Genomic DNA, 16616 nt, shown 5'->3' with positions numbered 1-16616 from the left:
CAGATCTTCTGCCAGTGCGCCTTGGGAAACCCGCTGAACGCCAACACATCAGCCTTCCCATCACGCATCATGGTGGCCACCTTCGGAAACGACGGCTCCAGAGTGTCAGCGACCTGATCCCACTGGGCATCGATGTCGTCGGGTTCGGTGTGAGCGAAGATCGTCTTGACCGCAGCGGTCACCACCGGTGCTTGTTTCGCTGACACCGCACCATGCAGGTTCCGCATGAAATGCACCCGGCACCGCTGCCATGATGCGTTCGTGAACTGCTGTGCCACAGCGGCTTTCAAACCAGCATGAGCATCAGAGGTGACCAGTTGCACCCCTGAGAGGCCACGGGCCTTCAACGAGCTGAAGAACTCCCGCCAGAACTCGAACGACTCCGAGTCACCGACCGCGGTACCCAGCACCTCCCGCGACCCGTCCATCGACACCCCGGTGGCCACCACGAGCGCCTGAGACACCACGTGCGCCCCGACCCGCACCTTGCAGTAGGTCGCATCAGCGAACACGTACGGAAACGTTGTGTGGGCCAATGAGCGCTCCCGGAACCGGGCGATCTCCTTGTCGAGCTCACCACAGATACGCGAGACCTCCGACTTGGAGACACCGGTATCGACCCCCAACGCCTTGACCAGGTCATCGACCGAGCGGGTGGACACCCCATGCACGTAGGCCTCCATGATCACCGCATGCAGGGCTTTGTCGATGCGGCGGCGACGTTCGAGCAGCACCGGGAAAAACGATCCCGAGCGCAGCTTGGGGATCTTCACCGACACATCGCCGGCCGGGGTGGACACCGTCTTGGCGCGGTGCCCGTTGCGGTGGGTGGCACGTTCAGCGGAACGCTCGTAGCGGCCGGCGCCGATCTTCTCGGTGGCCTCGGCCTCGATCAACGCCTGCAGGCCGGCGCGTACCAGCTCAGCGAACATCGAACCGGCCTCGGCAGAGGTCAATGCATCGAGCTGGGCGAGCAGGGCAGAATGGTCGTGGGTCATCGCGTCGTGTGTCCTAACTGTGAGTCACTTTGGTCGGTAACTCACTGACCACTACGCGATGGCCCACCCCAAGCCCCCACGACACGCCGGACCAGTCACGACCGGCTCAGGTGACGTCAGGACCGAAACCCCACCACCCCCTGGGACTCTCCCACGCGCTCACCAAGAAGTTGCAGTTTGACGCGGATGCCGCGTCAAACTGCAACCTTTGCGGGTGCTCGTCTGCAGAGCGATTGGATGCCTGATGCACCGCGATCCATCGCGTCTGACCCTGCAGCGACACCACGGCCCGGTCACAACTGTCTAACGTCGGTTTCTCCGAGTTGGAAACCCGATACGCTCTGGATAGTCTGTTACGGATGTGACTAATGGGACTAAAGGGGTTTCTGGTGCGCAATCGATGGATGACGCGAGCGATAGCCGTGGTGGCAGTGGCTGGTGCTGCGGCCGGCGTGTGTGTCGGTATCGCCGGAGCAGCGCCGGACCCCGATCCCAGGGTCCCGCGCATCGACACCGTCATCCATGACGGCCCCCAGCAGGCCACGGTCATCGTGTACTCGGCGGCCATGCGCAAGCTGATTCCGGTCAACGTGCTGCGGCCGAAGAATCAGAAGAAGCCGAGTCCGACGCTGTATCTGCTCAACGGCGCGGGCGGAGGTGAGGACTCGGCGACCTGGGCGGCCAAGACCAGTTATGTGCAGTTCTTCGCCGACAAGAACGTGAATGTGGTGACCCCGATCGGCGGTGCCTTCTCGTACTACACAGACTGGCAGCGCGACGACCCGGTTCTCGGCCGCAACAAATGGACGACGTTCCTGACCAAGGAATTGCCGCCGCTGATCGACAAGGAATTCAAGACCACCAAGGTCAACTCGATCGCCGGTATCTCGATGGCGGGTACCTCGGTGCTCAACCTCGCGATCGCCGCACCGAAGCTGTACCGTTCCGTCGCCGCCTACAGTGGGTGCGCCCGGACCAGTGATCCGTTGGGGCAGGCCTACATTCGCATGGTTGTGGCCGACCGCGGCCAAGGCAACCTCAACAACATGTGGGGCACCCCGGCCTCGCGCGGCTGGCGCGACAACGACCCCTACATCAACGCCGCCAAGCTGCGCGGAACAAAGGTCTACATGACCAGCGGCAGTGGACTTCCCGGACAGTACGACCGCACCGACGCGCCGCTGGTGAACGGCGACGTCATCACGCTCGCCAACCAGATGATCCTCGGCGGAATCATCGAGGCTGCCGTCAACGACTGCACCCGCCAGATGGCCGCGCGTCTGAAGAAGCTGCGCATCCCGAACAAGGTGCTGCTGCGTCCCAACGGAACTCACTCGTGGGCGTACTGGGAGCACGATCTGCACACCACCTGGCCGATGATCGCTGCCGACCTGCGCTGAGAGTCGAACCCCTTCGCAAATCCACCCCGGATTTCCGCACGGGCCAGGTGCGTCGTTGCCATATAGGCAAAGACAGCGTCGGTGAGGGCGGAAATCGGTGGGAGGTTTCAGGCTCGGGTCAACCAGCGAAGATCCGGCGCAACGCCGGCGCGACGTCGTGGTGATTCCGCACCGGTAGGCATCGTCCGTGCCCCGCCGACGCGAGGTCACTGCCCAGGTCGAGGTCGTGCTCGCCGGAAACATCCAGGAGAACATCGAGTCTCGGCAGGGTCGTGGCGACGGTGCGCGGGTCTGGGCCTGCGTTGTGCACGCAGTCGCTGAGGAGTAGTACGCGTCCCTCGCTGGGTAGTACACCGCGGAGTTCGTCGGCCGCCACCGACAACGCGAACTCGACGTTCGTGAGGCCCTGCGTCGGCAAGGTGAGGAGGGCATCGACCACGTGATCGGGTGACACCGCCTCGCCCATGGGGGAGATGACCGCGGCGTCAGACCAGAAGGCGATGACCGCCAGCCTGTCTCGGCTCAGCTCACCGGCGAGCGCACCCGCGGTCGCCGCGGCGGTGCGGACCTGCTCACCGCGCGTCGAACCGGAGATGTCGACGACGAGGACGATAGATCGTCGCCTTCGCACGCGTTCGCGGACAAGGATGTCGTCGTCGGTGGGAAGTGGGGTTGCCGCAACCGCCTCGAGTGTGCGGTCGAGGTCGATCTCGTCGGAGACGCCACGCCAGCGGCGGGTCATCAGTGTTCCGGTGGCCGATCGCGGTGCCCGACGACTCGGAACAACCTGCGCCAGAGCGAGTTTCCGCGCGATCAGCCGGGCCCGTAGGCGCGCTTGTTCGTCGGCTACCGGCGCCTGCAGGTCGCCGTCGCGTTCGCCGGCCTCGTCGGCGGTGCCGGGCACACCCGATCCGCGGCCCTGTCCCCGGGTCTTGGCCCGCTCCGATCGCGAGGTGATCGCAAACCCGCCGCCCGACGAAGCGACGAGCAGGTCGGGTTCTGTGTCGAGTTGTTTGGGCTTACGTCGCAGCGGCTTCCGGACACCGCGAGGTTGAGCAGCCGGGCTTCGCCGGGTCAGCGGCGAATCCGCCTCGACGGCTCTTCAACCGGGCTCGGCCGCCGCCGGCGAAAGGAGGAAATGGTCCTGCCAGATCTCGACGAGGATCGCCTCGGGCGTCGAGAAAGCGGTGTCGTCGAGGTGGATTCGTCCCGACAGCGCCACCAGCATCGCGTCCAGGAAACAGTCGGTGTAATCCGTCGGCAGATCGCGTGGCGGATCGACGGTGTCGACTGCCGGCACCCCGACACCGCGCATGGCGCACAGTTGCGTGGTCACCATCGCCAGGTCGATTGCGCCACGCACGCTGCTGCCTTGTCGGATGTCGTCTCGGTCACGGGTGGCGCGAGTGACCGCGACCGCGTCGGCCACCACGCGTGTGGTGACGGGATCGGCTCGGCGACTGACGATCTCGCGCTCGGCGGAATCGTCCTGATAATCCACCACCAATCGGCACATCCGATCGTGCACCGACGTGGACAGCCGGGTGGTGCCGACGTTGTCGTACGGATTCATCGACGCGACGATGTTGCCCATGTCGATGTCCTCTCGTGCGAGTGTGACCCCGGTCTCAATTCGGGGATATGACACGCCGTGCCACAACTTTGCGTCCGGCGCCAGGGGATCCGGCAAAGTTAGCATGCTCGGTGGTTGAGGTGCGACGATGGGGGCATGTCGGAGCAGATGGCGGCGCGGGTCGCCGACGCCGCGCACGGGGTGGACAGAGGTGGACGTCCGTCGTCGACGAGTGCCCATGAGCTCGCGGCAGCGGCTCAGCGACTCTTCCTGCGGGACGGATTCGACGAGACGAGCGTCGAGGACATCGCGGCGGCGGTGGGCGTCAGTCGGCGAACTTTCTTCCGCTATTTCAGTGCCAAGGCCGACGTCGTCTGGGTGGAGACCGACGCCGAGCTGGCAGCGTTCCGCCGCCTGCTGACCGAATCCGATCCGGCCGACGATCCGTCTGAAGTGGTTGCCAGGGCCTTCATCTCATCCATCGACCATGGTCGTGCCGAAGACGAGTGGGCTCGCCACCGCGCTGAACTGATCTTGCGTGCGCCGGCGGTGCAGGCACAGGCCAACGGTGTCTACCGCCAATGGCGCAGCGCCATAGCGCAATTCGTCGCTCATCGGCGCGGGGAGCGGCCGGATTCGCGTTACCCTGTCGCAGTGGCGCATGCGGCGATGGCAGCTTCGATGGCCGGACACGAGCTGTGGCTCACCGATCCCGACGCAGACCTGGCATCGTCGCTGTCGGCGATGTTCGAGCTGATGGTTCCGCGGGACTCGACTGCTGGTTGAGCCGCCGCCTGCTGCTTGATCACCCCTGCTGGTTGAGCCGTCACCTGCTGGTTGAGTAGCCCGGAGGGCGTATCGAAGCCCGGTGAGATGACAGTGTCCGCAACGACTTTGGTTGCAGGTTGGTTGCTGACACTCTTGTCTCCCCGGGTTTCGATACGCGGCGGGCTCGCTGCGCTCGCTCGTCGCTACTCAACCAGCAGTGGGTCGGGCTGGTTGGCCAGGGTGCGCCTTGTTGCTGGTTGAGTAGGGCGAGGCGCTAGCCGAGCCCGTATCGAAACCCCGTGAGATACCCATGTCCGCAACAACTTTGGTTGCGGACGGTGGTCGTCCTGGGTGGTCTCGACACGACGCCTCGCCCAGGGGCTCGGAGTCGGCTCGATCAGCGGGTGGGGGCTCGATCAGCCTGTGGCTCAGAAGGCCATGAACAGGATCTCGTCGCGCGAATAGTCGTGGCCGGGGTGGTTTTCGGCGAGATGTGCGCGCACCTTCTCGACGAGTTCGTCCTCGTCGGCGCCGCGGATGGATTCGCCGCACGGACAGGTGAGACGTGTCTTCGCCATCAGTTCACCCGGTCCTTCAGCAGTAGTCGCACGGTGAGTTCGAGTCGGTTGGTGACGTCGGTGGCCGACGCGCGACGGGTCAGCCATTGCACCAGATTCGACATCCACACATCCGAGAGCACGCGCGCGATCGCGAGATCCTCGTCGGAGGGCTCGCCTTCGTCGACGATCGCCCCGGCGAGTAGTCGGTCGATGATGCCGGCGACTTGATCGACCTCCGCGGTCGCGGAGGCGTCGGCGAACATGAAGGCGCGGGTCATGGCCTCGGTCAGCAGTGGATCGCGTTGCATCGCAAAGGTGATCATGTCCAGTACGTGCCGCAGGCGTTCGATCGCGTTGTCGCCGCGCAGTTGTGAGCGGTCGACCTTGGACTCCACGCGTTCGAACTCGCGCGCCAGCGCGGTCACCAGCAGATGGACCTTCGACGGGAAGTAGCGGTAGAGGGTGCCGACCGCGACGTCGGCCTTGTCGGCGACGGTGCGCATCTGGACGGCGTCGTAGCCGCCCTTGGAGGCGAGGGCCAGGGTCGCGTCGAGGATGCGGCGGCGCCGCTCACGCTGCGCGGTGGAACCCGACTCGGTTCCGGCCGCGGGCGCCGGCGCTGCCCCGTCGGGAGCGTCGATCGCGGCATTGCCAGGTGCAGAACGGGCCATGTGCTCTCGGACATCCTCACGTATTCGAAGTCAGATGAACGCTGATTCGCTGGGTACCGAATCTACATCCACTCATGGCATATTAGAACAGGTTCTATTTATTCGTCACAACTCGACATTCACAAGGAATCACCGTGATTATCGCCACGTCCGAAGAACAGAAGGCTGTCTGTCACGCGATCGCCGACTGGGCGCAGCGGGTCGACGTGACCGAGCGCGTCCGGTCCGACCTCGACAAACCCCGCGATCAATGGGCCGATCTCATGCCACAACTCGCCGAATTCGGGGTGTTCGGCGCGGCGGTTGCCGAGGACCGCGGTGGGCTCGGCGCCCAGTTCGCCGACGTGGCGGCGATGCTCGAACAGTGCGGGACCAGCCTGGTTCCGGGGCCGCTCGTGCCGACCATCGCAGCCTCGATCGCGCTGAGTCGGAGTTCTGATCCGCGGTCGGCGGCCATCGTCTATGAGCTGGTGTCCGGTCGACGTGCGGCCGTCACCCCGGTGTCGGCCTTCTCGGGGAGTGCGGCGCCCGAACTCGCCGATGGCGAGCTCGACCTCGGGTTGGTCGCCGGCTTTGTCGACGGTTGCGTGGTGCTGACGCCGCTCGACGTCGCCGGCCGAAGCGGGTGGTGGGTGATCCCGTCGGGCATCGGAATCGCCGAGGTCATCCCGCAGAACCCGGTGGACGGCGCCGCGTCGGTATCTCGGGTGCGTATCAGCGGGCTCACTGCATCCGACGTCGTCGGACTGCACGACGCAGACCTGGTAGATGGTGTGCTGTCGGCGGCGCTCGCCGCGTACCAGAGCGGCGTCGCACGATGGTGTCTGACGACGGCCGTCGAGTACGCAAAGACGCGCACCCAATTCGGTGTGGCAATCGGATCGTTCCAGGCGATCAAACACATCTGCGCCGAGATGCTGTGCCGCAGCGAACAGATCACTGCCGTCGCATGGGACCTGGCCGGTGCGGTCGACGTCGCGTTGAGCGGAGACGACGAGGGATTCCGGCAACTCGCCGTCAGCAGACTGGCCGCCGACGCCATCGTTGCGCAGGCGTCAGTCGCCAACGCCAAGGACTGCGTCCAGATTCTCGGCGGGATCGGGTTCACCTTCGAGCACGACGCGCACCTGTACCTGCGGTCGGCCATCGCCGCCCAGGTGGCCCTCGGTCACGGGGTGCGACAACAGCAGCAGCTTGCGGTTCGTGGCCTCGCCGGCGACCGTCGCCGGTTTGCGCTCGACCTTTCCGCGGTGGAACACCGGCGCGACGAGGTGCGGTCGGCGGTGGCCGACATCGCGGCCGCCGACCCCGACGACCAGCGACGACTGCTCGCCGAATCGGGCTACCTCACACCACACTGGCCACCGCCGTTCGGGCTGGGAGCCGACGCCGCGCTGCAGTTGCTGATCGACGCCGAGTTCGAGAACGCCGAAGTGGATCGCCCGGACCTGGTCATCGCGGGCTGGGCGATCCCCACCATTCTCGAACACGGCACCAGCCAACAGCGCGACCGTTTCGTCGGGCCGACCTTGGCCGGCGACATCGTGTGGTGTCAGCTGTTCAGCGAACCGGAGGCGGGGTCGGATCTGGCGGCGCTGCGCACCCGTGCCGAAAGGGTGGACGGGGGGTGGCGATTGACCGGACAAAAGATCTGGACGTCGCAGGCCCACAACGCTCAGTGGGGGATCTGCCTGGCGCGCACCGACTCCGACGCCCCCAAACACAAGGGCATCACGTACTTCCTGGTCGACATGTCCACCCCCGGCATCGACATCCGGCCACTGCGGGAACTCACCGGCCGCGCCAACTTCAACGAGGTGTTCCTCGACGACGTGGTGGTGCCCGACGACTGCGTCGTCGGGGAGGTCAACGGAGGCTGGCGGCTGGCCCGCACGACGCTGGCCAACGAGCGCGTCGCCATGGGCGGTTCCGGCCTCGGCAAGGAGATGGAGTCGTTGCTCGCGCAGGTCGCCGATCGAGACCTCACCGACAGCGACCTGGCCGCGGTGGGTGAGATGGTCGCCGACGCCCACGTCGGCCGAGTGCTCGACGCCCGCGCCGTCACCGAACGACTGGCTGGTCATGACCCCGGTGCGTTGTCGAGCGTCCGGAAACTGATCGGCGTCGCCCACCGCCAGGCGGTTCCCGAACTGGCGCTGCGGCTTCTCGGCGGCGAGGCGCTCGCGGCCACCGACGCCTCCGACCTGCTGCTGCAGAATCGGTGCCTGTCGATCGCCGGCGGCACCACCCAGATCCTGCGCACCGCGGCTGCCGAACGCATTCTCGGTCTACCTCGGGGCTGAACGCGGGGCCGTCGGAGAAACCGCAGATACAGCCCCACAATCTCGAATCAACGCGCTAGTCTGATACACCTAGAACAGGTTCTAATTCCTGCTCGTTTCAAGGGAGGCATCACCGGTGGATTTTGCCCTCGACGACTCGGCGATCGCGATCCGCGACGTCGCCGACGACGTCTTCGCGCGGAGGCAACCGGATTGGGAGTCCACGTTCGGCTCTCACCCATTCGACGACGAACTGTGGCGGGCGCTTGTTGACGCCGGACTCCTGGCCCTGCCGCTGCCCGCGGACCTCGACGGTGACGAGATCGGCGTTTTGGGTCTGCTGCCCTTGCTGCGCCGCGCCGGACAGAGTGCCGCCGTGGTTCCCCTGCTGGGCACCCTCACCGCCGCGCTGGTGTTCGCGCGGTCCGGCGCGAACGCCTGGCAGCGGTGGCCGGAGGCGCTGACCGGCGGCTCGTGGGCGGCGGTCGCGATCGGTGAACAGGGCGACAACCTGACCGCGACCCCGCACACCTCCGTCCGCGGCGGCCGTCTCAACGGCACCAAGACCGGCGTGCTGCTTGCCGAGGGTGCCGCTGTGCTGCTGGTGGCCAGCGATGCCGGCGTGGTCGTGGTGCCCGCCGATGCCGACGGCGTCACCATCACCCGCACCACGTCGTCGAGCGGCTGGGGTGAATACACCGTCGTCTTCGACGATGTCGAGGTCGACGACGCCGACATCGTCACCCGTGACCTCGGGGTGTTGCGCGATCATCATCGCCTCGCGCTCTGCGCCTACGCGGACGGTCTCGTGGCTGGTGCCACCCGTCTGACTGCCGATCACGTCTCCACGCGCGAGCAGTTCGGCAAGCCGATCGCGCTGTTCCAAGCGGTCGGGCAGCAACTCGCCGACATCTACGTGATCGGGCGTTCGCTCGATCTGCCCACCACCTCCGCGGCCTGGCGACTCGACGAAGGACTCAGTGCGGCAGACGATCTCGCGATCGGGAGCTACTGGGTGGCCGAGGAGGTGCCGGCGACGATGCGCACGATGACCCACCTGCACGGCGGAATCGGTGTCGACATCACCTATCCGCTGCACCGCTACTTCTCCATCGCCAAAGACCTGGCGCGATTGACCGGCGGCGCCGCAGCACGACTCGACGAACTCGCCGATGTACGTGACGTCGCGACCGAGGAGGTGGCCGATGTTCATTGACCTGACCCCCGAACAACGCGCACTGCGTGCCGAATTACGTTCCTATTTCGCCGATCTGGTGAAGCCCGACGAAGCCCAGGTGATGCTCACCGAACGGCACGGACCCACCTACCGCGAGGTCATCCGCCGAATGGGAGCCGACGGCTGGCTCGGTGTCGGATGGCCGAAGGAGTACGGCGGCAAGGGTTTCGGTGAGATCGAGCAGCAGATCTTCACCAACGAGGCGGTGCGCGCGGATGTTCCACTGCCCGCGGTGACGCTGCAGACCGTCGGGCCCACGCTGCAAGAGCACGGCACCGACGAGCAGAAGCGTCGGTTCCTGCCGCAGATCCTGGCCGGCGAAGTGCACTTCGCGATCGGCTACACCGAACCCGAGGCCGGCACCGACCTCGCGTCGCTGACCACCAGCGCAGTCCTCGACGGCGACCATTACGTGGTCAACGGCCAGAAGATCTTCACCACCGGCGGACATGACGCCGACTACATCTGGCTGGCCGTCCGCACCGACAAGGAAGCGCCCAAACACAAGGGCATCTCGATCCTCATCGTCGACACCAAGGATCCGGGCTTCAGCTGGACCCCGATCATCACTGCCGACGGTGCACATCACGTCAACGCGACCTACTACAACGACGTGCGGGTTCCGGTGTCGATGCGGGTCGGTGACGAGGGTGGCGGTTGGAAGCTGATCACCACGCAGCTCAACCACGAGCGCGTGATGCTCGGACCGGCCGGACGTATCGACGGACTCGCGGCTCGCGTGCGGGCCTGGGCGCAGCGGCCGGGCCCCGACGGCACCGTCATCGCCAAGCACCCGGATGTTCGTCGCGCACTTGCCCAGATCGACGCGTACGCCCGCATCAACGAACTGCTGAATTGGCAGGTCGCCTCCACCGGCGAAGCCATCTCGATGGCCGACGCCGCGGCCACCAAGGTGTTCTCCACCGAACGCCTGCAGGTGATCTGCCGCATGATCAACGAGATCATCGGCCGCTACGGCGATTTCACCGACCCCGACACGTCGGCCCTGGTCGACTGGCTCGATGTACAGCAGAAACGCCACGTGGTCATCACCTTCGGTGGCGGTGTCAACGAGGTGATGCGCGACATGATCGCCACCGCCGGACTCGGATTGCTGAGGGCCAAGCGATGAGGCTTCTTCCGCTCCCTGAGGTGCGAGGAGCGCTAGCGACGAGCCTCGAAGGGCTCGGCGAGACAACGTCACCAGGCCTTCGAGGCTCGCTTCGCTCGCGCCTCAGGCAGCGGGAGGAGCCCAAGCGATGAACGCCGACACGATCCGTTCTGCCGCCCAGACCATCATCGACGGCGGTGCGAGCGCGCCGGTGCGCGGTCGCGATCCCATCAACCAGCCCATGATCAACAACTGGGTCGAGGCGATGGGCGACGAGAACCCCATCTACACAGACGAATCCGCCGCTATCGCCGCCGGGCATCCCGGTATCGTCGCACCACCCGCGATGGCGCAGGTCTGGACGATGCGCGGCCTGCACGGCGTCCGGACCGCCGACGATCCGCTCGGCCGAGCGTCGGAGCTGTTCGACGACGCGGGATACACGTCGGTGGTCGCGACCAACTGCGACACCACCTACCACCGGTACACGCGCCCGGGCGAAGAAGTGAGTCTGTCCGCGGAGTTGCTGGAGGTGGTGGGCCCCAAGAACACCGCACTCGGTGAAGGGTGGTTCTTCACCACGCGCAACGTGTGGTCGGTGGCCGACGAGGTGGTCGCGGAAATGCGATTCCGCATCCTGAAGTTCCGTCCGCCGGTGAAGTCGGAGCAGGTCGCCGAGGCGCCCACGACCGAGGTCCCGGACGACCTCGATCCGGCAAAGATGCTCAAGCCCAGCGTCTCTCGCGACACTTCCTTCTTCTGGGAGGGTGTCGCCGCACACGAACTGCGCATCCAGCAGACGGCCGATGGCAGTCTGCGGCACCCGCCGATCCCCGCGACGTGGAAGCCGCGGCTCGACGACGGGACCGTGCCACCCACCGACTACGTCGTCGCCTCGGGCACCGGAACCGTGTACAGCTACGTCGTCCACCGGGCGCCCAGGGTTCCGGGCCGCGAGTTGCCGTTCGTCGTCGCGCTGGTCGAACTGGCCGAAGGGGTACGGATGCTCGGGGAGCTGCGTGATGTCGACCCCGCTCAGGTGCGGATCGGAATGCCGGTGGAGGCTATCTTCCTCGACTTCCCCGCCGACGACGCCGCCGGGCAACCGGCTTGGACCTTGCATGCCTGGCGTCCCGCAACAACGGACGGAGCACGATGACAAGTCTTGCGCCACAACCTGTGCAGGTCTCCGACACCCTCCCGCCCCTGATCATCGACGCAACGCCGACATTCGTCGTCGCAACCGCGCTGGCGACCCGTGACTTCCAGGACGTCCACCACGACCGGGACCTCGCGCAGGCCAAGGGGTCCAAGGACATCTTCGTCAACATCCTCACCGACACCGGCTTGGTGGAGCGGTTCGTCACCGACTGGGCGGGACCGTCGGCCCGAATCCGTTCCATCGCACTCAAACTCGGAGTCCCGTGGTATGCCTACGATTCGGTGACCTTCACCGGCGAGGTCACCGAGGTCGACGGCCGCCTGGTCACGGTGGCGGTCACGGGCACCAACTCACTCGGCAAGCACGTCATCTCCACGGTGACAGTCGAACTGGGGGAAGAGAACTGATGGGTTCACTGTCGGGTAAGGCCGCCATCGCAGGTATCGGGGCAACAGAATTCTCCAAGGACTCCGGGCGCAGCGAACTCCGGCTCGCCGCCGAGGCCGTGTCGGCGGCGATCGCCGACGCGGGTCTCACTGCCGCCGACGTCGACGGCCTGGTGAGCTTCACCATGGACACCAACGCCGAGATCGCGGTGGCGCGGGCGCTGGGTATCCGTGAGATGACCTACTTCTCGCGCATCCACTACGGCGGCGGCGCGGCCTGCGCGACGGTGCAGCAGGCCGCGATGGCCGTGGCCACCGGGGTGGCCGACGTCGTGGTTGCCTATCGCGCATTCAATGAGCGTTCGGGTCTGCGGTTCGGTCAGGTCAACAGTGCGGTCGCCAATCAGGAAAATTCGTCGGGCACCGACAACGCCTTCAGCTATCCGCATGGACTGTCCACGCCGGCTGCCTTCGTCGCGATGGTGGCGCAGCGCTACATGCACGACTTCGGCGCCACCAGTGCGGATTTCGGTCAGGTGGCGGTGGTCGACCGCAAACACGCCGCGGTCAATCCCAAAGCCTTCTTCTACGGCAAACCGATCACCCTCGACGATCACCAGAACTCGCGCTACATCGCCGAACCCCTCCACCTGCTGGACTGCTGCCAAGAATCCGACGGTGGGGTGGCGATCGTCGTCGTATCTGCCGAGCGAGCCCGGGATCTGCCCCATCCGCCGGCGGTCATCGCCGGCGCGGCGGCCGGAAGCGCCGACGATCAGTTCATCATGACCAGCTACTACCGCGACCAGCTGGCCGGACTCCCGGAGATGGGCTTGGTGGGAAGGCAATTGTGGGCGCAGTCGGGCCTGGGACCCGACGACATGGACCTCGCGATCCTCTACGACCACTTCACCCCCTACACACTGATGCAGTTGGAGGAGTTGGGATTCTGCGGTCGCGGGGAGGCCAAGGATTTCGTTCGCGAACCGGGTGCGCTGGAAGTGGGTGGTCGGCTCCCGCTCAACACCCACGGCGGCCAGCTCGGCGAGGCCTACATCCACGGCATGAACGGGATCGCCGAAGCGGTCCGCCAGCTGCGCGGAACCTCCGTGAACCAGGTGGCGAATGCCGAGCGCGTCGTCGTCACCGCCGGAACCGGTGTTCCCACATCCGGATTGGTCTTGACCACATGACAATTGACCACATGACAAGTGACCACAGGACATCTGACAGCCCGACGGTCAACAAGGAGTGCGCACGATGAAGTTCAACCTCGCCGATGTCTTCGAGACGGTTGCCGATTCGGTACCCGAGCGGATTGCGCTCAGCTATCAGGGACGTCAGATCAGCTACGCCGAGCTCGACGGCCTCGCCAATCAGGTCGCACACCTGTTCTCCGACGCGGGGATCGGGGCCTTCGACAACGTCGCCCTCTTCCTGAAGAACAGCGTCGAGCATGTGACGAGTCTGCTCGGTCTGCTCAAGGTGCGCGCGGTCCCGGTGAACATCAACTACCGCTACACCAACACCGAACTGCAATACATCTTCGACAACTCCGACTCACGCGCCATCATCGTCGAACTGCCCGATCACCAGCGCAGCGTCGCGGAATTGCTCCCCGACGTCCCAACCGTGCGCGTCGTGTTCGTCATCGGCGACGTCGCCGACGAATTGCGAAGCGCAGCAGCGTCGTTGCCGGACGGACGAACCGTGCAGATCGTGTCTTTTGGAGACTACGAGTCCAAGCCTGCCGAGCGGGACTTCGAACCACGCACCGGCGAGGAGCTCTACCTGCTCTACACCGGCGGCACCACGGGATACCCGAAGGGTGTGATGTGGCAGCACGACGACTTCTTCCGCAAGCCGCTCTCCGGCGGTAACCCGTACGGCGAGGCCCGCAAGGATCTGGCCGAATTGGGTTCCGCGGTCAAGGACTTCGGTTCCATCGCCTTCCTGCTGGCGGCGCCGCTGATGCACGGCGCGGCGTCGTACTCGTTGTTCACCTTCTTCACGCTCGGTGGCCGGCTGGTGATCCAGCGCGACTTCGATCCCGCGGCCATCGTCGGGGAGGTGGAGAAGGAGAAGGTCAACATCGTGCTGATCGTCGGCGACGCCATGGGTATGCCGCTCGTCGAAGAGATGGAGCGAACCAAGGGTGAGGTCGATCTGTCGTCGATGTTCTCCATCACCTCCGGTGGCGCAATCTGGTCACAGCATGTGCGTGACCGCATGCTGGCAGTCAAACCGGATCTGGTGCTGCGGGACAACTTTGGCGCCTCCGAATCGGGTAACGACGGCGAGATCATGATGGACGACAACGGCAACCTGAAGGTGCCGCCGACCGACAAGATGATGGTCGTCGACGATCGGCTCAACAAGATCGAGCCGGGCTCCGGCGATGTCGGGTACATCGCCCGGATCGGCAACGTCCCGCTCGGGTACTACAAGGACGAGGAGAAGTCCGCCAAGACGTTCCCGACGCTGCCCGACGGTCGTCGGATCTCCATCCTCGGCGACATGGGGACCGTCGAGGCCGACGGCAGCATCGTCTTCCTCGGACGCGGATCGCAATGCATCAACACCGGCGGCGAGAAGGTGTACGCCGAGGAGGTCGAGGCGACCTTGCACGCGCACCCGGCGATCGCCGACGCCTTGGTGGTTCCGGTGCCGGACGAGAAGTACGGGCAGCGGGTGGCTGCGGTGGCCCGCGTCGCCGACGGCGCGGTCGAGCCGTCGCTCGACGAAATCCAGCAGCACTGCCGGGAAACCCTTGCCGGATACAAGGTTCCGCGCACCATCGTCTTTGTCGACGAGGTCAAACGCACGCCGGCCGGCAAAGCCGACTACCGCTGGGCCAAGAACGCCGCTGCCGCTGCGGAGAAGCCCACCGCCGCAGTCTGATCCGTTGAATCCTCTCTCCGTCGCCTTTTCCGCTCCCTGAGGCGTCGGGAAACCCCTTCCGCGAATCCCCCTCCGCTGGCTGAGGTGCGAGCCTGCGAGCCTCGAAGCCCTTGGTGGGAGGACATTGTCGTCTCACCAGGCCTTCGAGGCTCCTCGCTAGCGCTCGTCGCACCTCAGGCAGCGTATGGGAGGACAGCGCTCGTCGCACCTCAGGCAGCGTATGGGAGGACAGCGCTCGTCGCACCTCAGGCAGCGGATGGGAGGACAGCGCTCGTCGCACCTCGGGCAGCCGATGATTACTCGATCAGGTGAGCGACAGCCCTACCCACAGCGCGACCACGGCGGTGAGAAGTGTTGCCGGAACTGTCAACAGACCGAGCGTCAGGTACTGGCGCGACGTCGGGGAGCCGGTGTGGCGGTGCATGATGTCGCGCCACAACAGGTTTGCCAGTGAACCGAAGTAGGCGAGGTTCGGGCCGATGTTGACGCCGAGCAGCACGGCGAGGACCACGCCCGGGCGGTCGGCGACCAGCGGCACCAGAAGGAGAGTCGCGGGCAGGTTGTTGAGCAGATTCGCGAGCACGGCGGCGAGGACGGCCACACCGAGCAGCGTGAGCAGTCCGGTTCCGCTCGGAATGAGATCGGCGACCGCATCGCCGACCGCCCCCTCGCGTACCGGCAGGATGATGATGCCGAGTGCGGCGACGAAGGCGAGGAACGGGATGTTGATCGATCGCGCGGCCGATCGCAACGCCGCGACGGGTGCACGACGCATCGATTCGACGAGCATCACCGCTGCACCGATCCACGCGACCGCGTAGAGCGGCAGCCCGACCGGCTCGGCCACCACGAACGCGGCCAGCAGCGCTCCCAACGAGATCAGCGAGAACAACGGGGTGGGCGCTACGTCGTCCGCGTCATCGCGACGATGCACGACCGGCACGTCGAGCTGACCCGCGAAGAACCACCGAAAGATCAGGTATTCCACCAGGATTGCCACGATCCACGGTGCCGCCATCAGTCCGGTGAACTCCAGGAACCCGAGCCCGGTCGCCGAGAAGGCGAGCAGGTTGGTGAGGTTGGACACCGGGAACAAGGTCGACGCGGTGTTGGCGAGATGATTGCTCGCGTACCCGACGGGTGCGACTCGTGCTCCCACCCGACGCGCGGTCAGCACCGCGACCGGAGTGAGCAACACGATGGTGGTGTCGAGGGACAGGACCGCGGTGGTGACGGCGGCCGCCACGAACACGATGCCGAGGAGGCGTGTCGGCGACCCCCGGCTGCGTCGGGCCAAGACGTGCCCCACCCAGGTGAACACACCTGTCCGCGCGCAGACGTCGGCGACCACGAACATCGCCGCGAGAAACGCGATGGTGGGTGCCATGAACGTGAGTTCGTCGGCGGCGGCGGACATCGTCGTCAGGCCCAGCACGAGGACAAGGCCCGCCAGGGGAACGGCGACCACCGCGGGCGGGACGCGTCGCACGCTGACGGTCACGACGATGACCACCACCAGGACTGCGATGGCGACCACCGAGCCGGCGATGCTATCGGTGGTCAGCAC

The 16616-nt window shown here is 65.9% G+C and carries 14 protein-coding genes and 1 pseudogene; 9 read left to right on the top strand and 6 right to left on the bottom strand.

The features are described from left to right. Positions 1-998 (bottom strand): IS256 family transposase (locus tag ABZW74_RS06495; RefSeq protein ID WP_355275047.1); only part of this gene is annotated, 998 nt, incomplete at its 3' end. Positions 999-1402: 404 nt separating this feature from the next. Here ABZW74_RS06495 and ABZW74_RS06490 point away from each other — a divergent pair. Continuing rightward, on the top strand, positions 1403-2398 hold the full coding sequence (locus tag ABZW74_RS06490; RefSeq protein ID WP_355275045.1) for an alpha/beta hydrolase family protein: 996 nt from the start codon (positions 1403-1405) through the stop codon (positions 2396-2398). Between the two features lie 118 nt (positions 2399-2516). Here ABZW74_RS06490 and ABZW74_RS06485 read toward each other — a convergent pair whose 3' ends face one another. Together ABZW74_RS06485 and ABZW74_RS06480 are read right to left on the bottom strand one after the other, a co-directional pair. Then, entirely contained in the window at positions 2517-3476 is a 960-nt protein-coding gene (locus ABZW74_RS06485; RefSeq protein ID WP_355275055.1) for a vWA domain-containing protein, read from the bottom strand. A 24-nt stretch (positions 3477-3500) separates the two neighbouring features. Next, positions 3501-3983: pseudogene (locus tag ABZW74_RS06480) on the bottom strand (MoxR family ATPase); the annotation flags it as partial. 144 nt (positions 3984-4127) lie between these two features. On the opposite strand from ABZW74_RS06480, the gene ABZW74_RS06475 reads away from it, so the two are divergent. Then, on the top strand, positions 4128-4757 hold the full coding sequence (locus ABZW74_RS06475) for a TetR family transcriptional regulator (protein WP_355275043.1): 630 nt from the start codon (positions 4128-4130) through the stop codon (positions 4755-4757). Positions 4758-5167: 410 nt separating this feature from the next. Here the strand turns inward: ABZW74_RS06475 and ABZW74_RS06470 are convergent, their stop codons facing one another. Then, a complete protein-coding gene (locus tag ABZW74_RS06470; protein ID WP_240861883.1) occupies positions 5168-5317 on the bottom strand; it encodes a DUF1059 domain-containing protein in 150 nt (49 codons plus the stop codon). Beyond that, positions 5317-5970, bottom strand: coding sequence for a cholesterol catabolism transcriptional regulator KstR (gene kstR, locus ABZW74_RS06465; protein WP_240861885.1), 654 nt, complete (start codon positions 5968-5970; stop codon positions 5317-5319). Before kstR ends, ABZW74_RS06470 begins: the two co-directional genes overlap by 1 nt. 134 nt (positions 5971-6104) lie before the next feature. Here kstR and ABZW74_RS06460 point away from each other — a divergent pair, with 134 nt between their 5' ends. The 7 genes from ABZW74_RS06460 (at position 6105) to ABZW74_RS06430 (ending at position 15049) form a co-directional block, all read left to right on the top strand. After that, positions 6105-8273 carry an acyl-CoA dehydrogenase gene (locus ABZW74_RS06460; RefSeq protein ID WP_355275040.1) on the top strand — a complete coding sequence of 723 codons (2169 nt, stop codon included), beginning with the start codon at positions 6105-6107 and terminating at the stop codon, positions 8271-8273. Positions 8274-8388: 115 nt separating this feature from the next. Further along, complete coding sequence (locus ABZW74_RS06455; RefSeq protein WP_355275038.1) at positions 8389-9468, top strand: acyl-CoA dehydrogenase family protein; 1080 nt, start codon at positions 8389-8391, stop codon at positions 9466-9468. After that, a complete protein-coding gene (locus ABZW74_RS06450) occupies positions 9458-10621 on the top strand; it encodes an acyl-CoA dehydrogenase family protein (RefSeq protein ID WP_355275036.1) in 1164 nt (387 codons plus the stop codon). The genes ABZW74_RS06455 and ABZW74_RS06450 overlap by 11 nt, the downstream gene beginning before the upstream one ends. Positions 10622-10748: 127 nt before the next feature. Then, positions 10749-11759 carry an OB-fold domain-containing protein gene (locus ABZW74_RS06445; RefSeq protein ID WP_355275034.1) on the top strand — a complete coding sequence of 337 codons (1011 nt, stop codon included), beginning with the start codon at positions 10749-10751 and terminating at the stop codon, positions 11757-11759. Then, complete coding sequence (locus ABZW74_RS06440) at positions 11756-12169, top strand: MaoC family dehydratase (RefSeq protein WP_240861896.1); 414 nt, start codon at positions 11756-11758, stop codon at positions 12167-12169. Before ABZW74_RS06445 ends, ABZW74_RS06440 begins: the two co-directional genes overlap by 4 nt. Beyond that, on the top strand, positions 12169-13341 hold the full coding sequence (locus ABZW74_RS06435; RefSeq protein WP_240861898.1) for a lipid-transfer protein: 1173 nt from the start codon (positions 12169-12171) through the stop codon (positions 13339-13341). The genes ABZW74_RS06440 and ABZW74_RS06435 overlap by 1 nt, the downstream gene beginning before the upstream one ends. 67 nt (positions 13342-13408) lie before the next feature. Next, positions 13409-15049 (top strand): AMP-binding protein, encoded by a 1641-nt coding sequence (locus ABZW74_RS06430; RefSeq protein WP_355275031.1) that lies wholly within the window; start codon positions 13409-13411, stop codon positions 15047-15049. Between the two features lie 304 nt (positions 15050-15353). Here ABZW74_RS06430 and ABZW74_RS06425 read toward each other — a convergent pair whose 3' ends face one another. After that, positions 15354-16616 carry an SLC13 family permease gene (locus ABZW74_RS06425; RefSeq protein ID WP_355275029.1) on the bottom strand — a complete coding sequence of 421 codons (1263 nt, stop codon included), beginning with the start codon at positions 16614-16616 and terminating at the stop codon, positions 15354-15356.

Origin of the sequence: Gordonia sp. NPDC003585 (assembly GCF_040610755.1) — a bacterium.
GTDB lineage: Bacteria > Actinomycetota > Actinomycetes > Mycobacteriales > Mycobacteriaceae > Gordonia.
This window is presented reverse-complemented; position numbering and strand designations above follow the sequence as displayed.

Excerpts from the sequence above, each read along its gene's own strand:
- ABZW74_RS06470 (WP_240861883.1), bottom strand. The coding sequence starts at position 5,317 with ATGGCGAAGACACGTCTCACCTGTCCGTGCGGCGAATCCATCCGCGGC.
- ABZW74_RS06450 (WP_355275036.1), top strand. The coding sequence starts at position 9,458 with ATGTTCATTGACCTGACCCCCGAACAACGCGCACTGCGTGCCGAATTA.
- ABZW74_RS06430 (WP_355275031.1), top strand. The coding sequence starts at position 13,409 with ATGAAGTTCAACCTCGCCGATGTCTTCGAGACGGTTGCCGATTCGGTA.
- ABZW74_RS06435 (WP_240861898.1), top strand. The coding sequence starts at position 12,169 with ATGGGTTCACTGTCGGGTAAGGCCGCCATCGCAGGTATCGGGGCAACA.
- ABZW74_RS06440 (WP_240861896.1), top strand. The coding sequence starts at position 11,756 with ATGACAAGTCTTGCGCCACAACCTGTGCAGGTCTCCGACACCCTCCCG.
- ABZW74_RS06445 (WP_355275034.1), top strand. The coding sequence starts at position 10,749 with ATGAACGCCGACACGATCCGTTCTGCCGCCCAGACCATCATCGACGGC.
- ABZW74_RS06475 (WP_355275043.1), top strand. The coding sequence starts at position 4,128 with ATGTCGGAGCAGATGGCGGCGCGGGTCGCCGACGCCGCGCACGGGGTG.
- ABZW74_RS06490 (WP_355275045.1), top strand. The coding sequence starts at position 1,403 with ATGACGCGAGCGATAGCCGTGGTGGCAGTGGCTGGTGCTGCGGCCGGC.
- kstR (WP_240861885.1), bottom strand. The coding sequence starts at position 5,970 with ATGGCCCGTTCTGCACCTGGCAATGCCGCGATCGACGCTCCCGACGGG.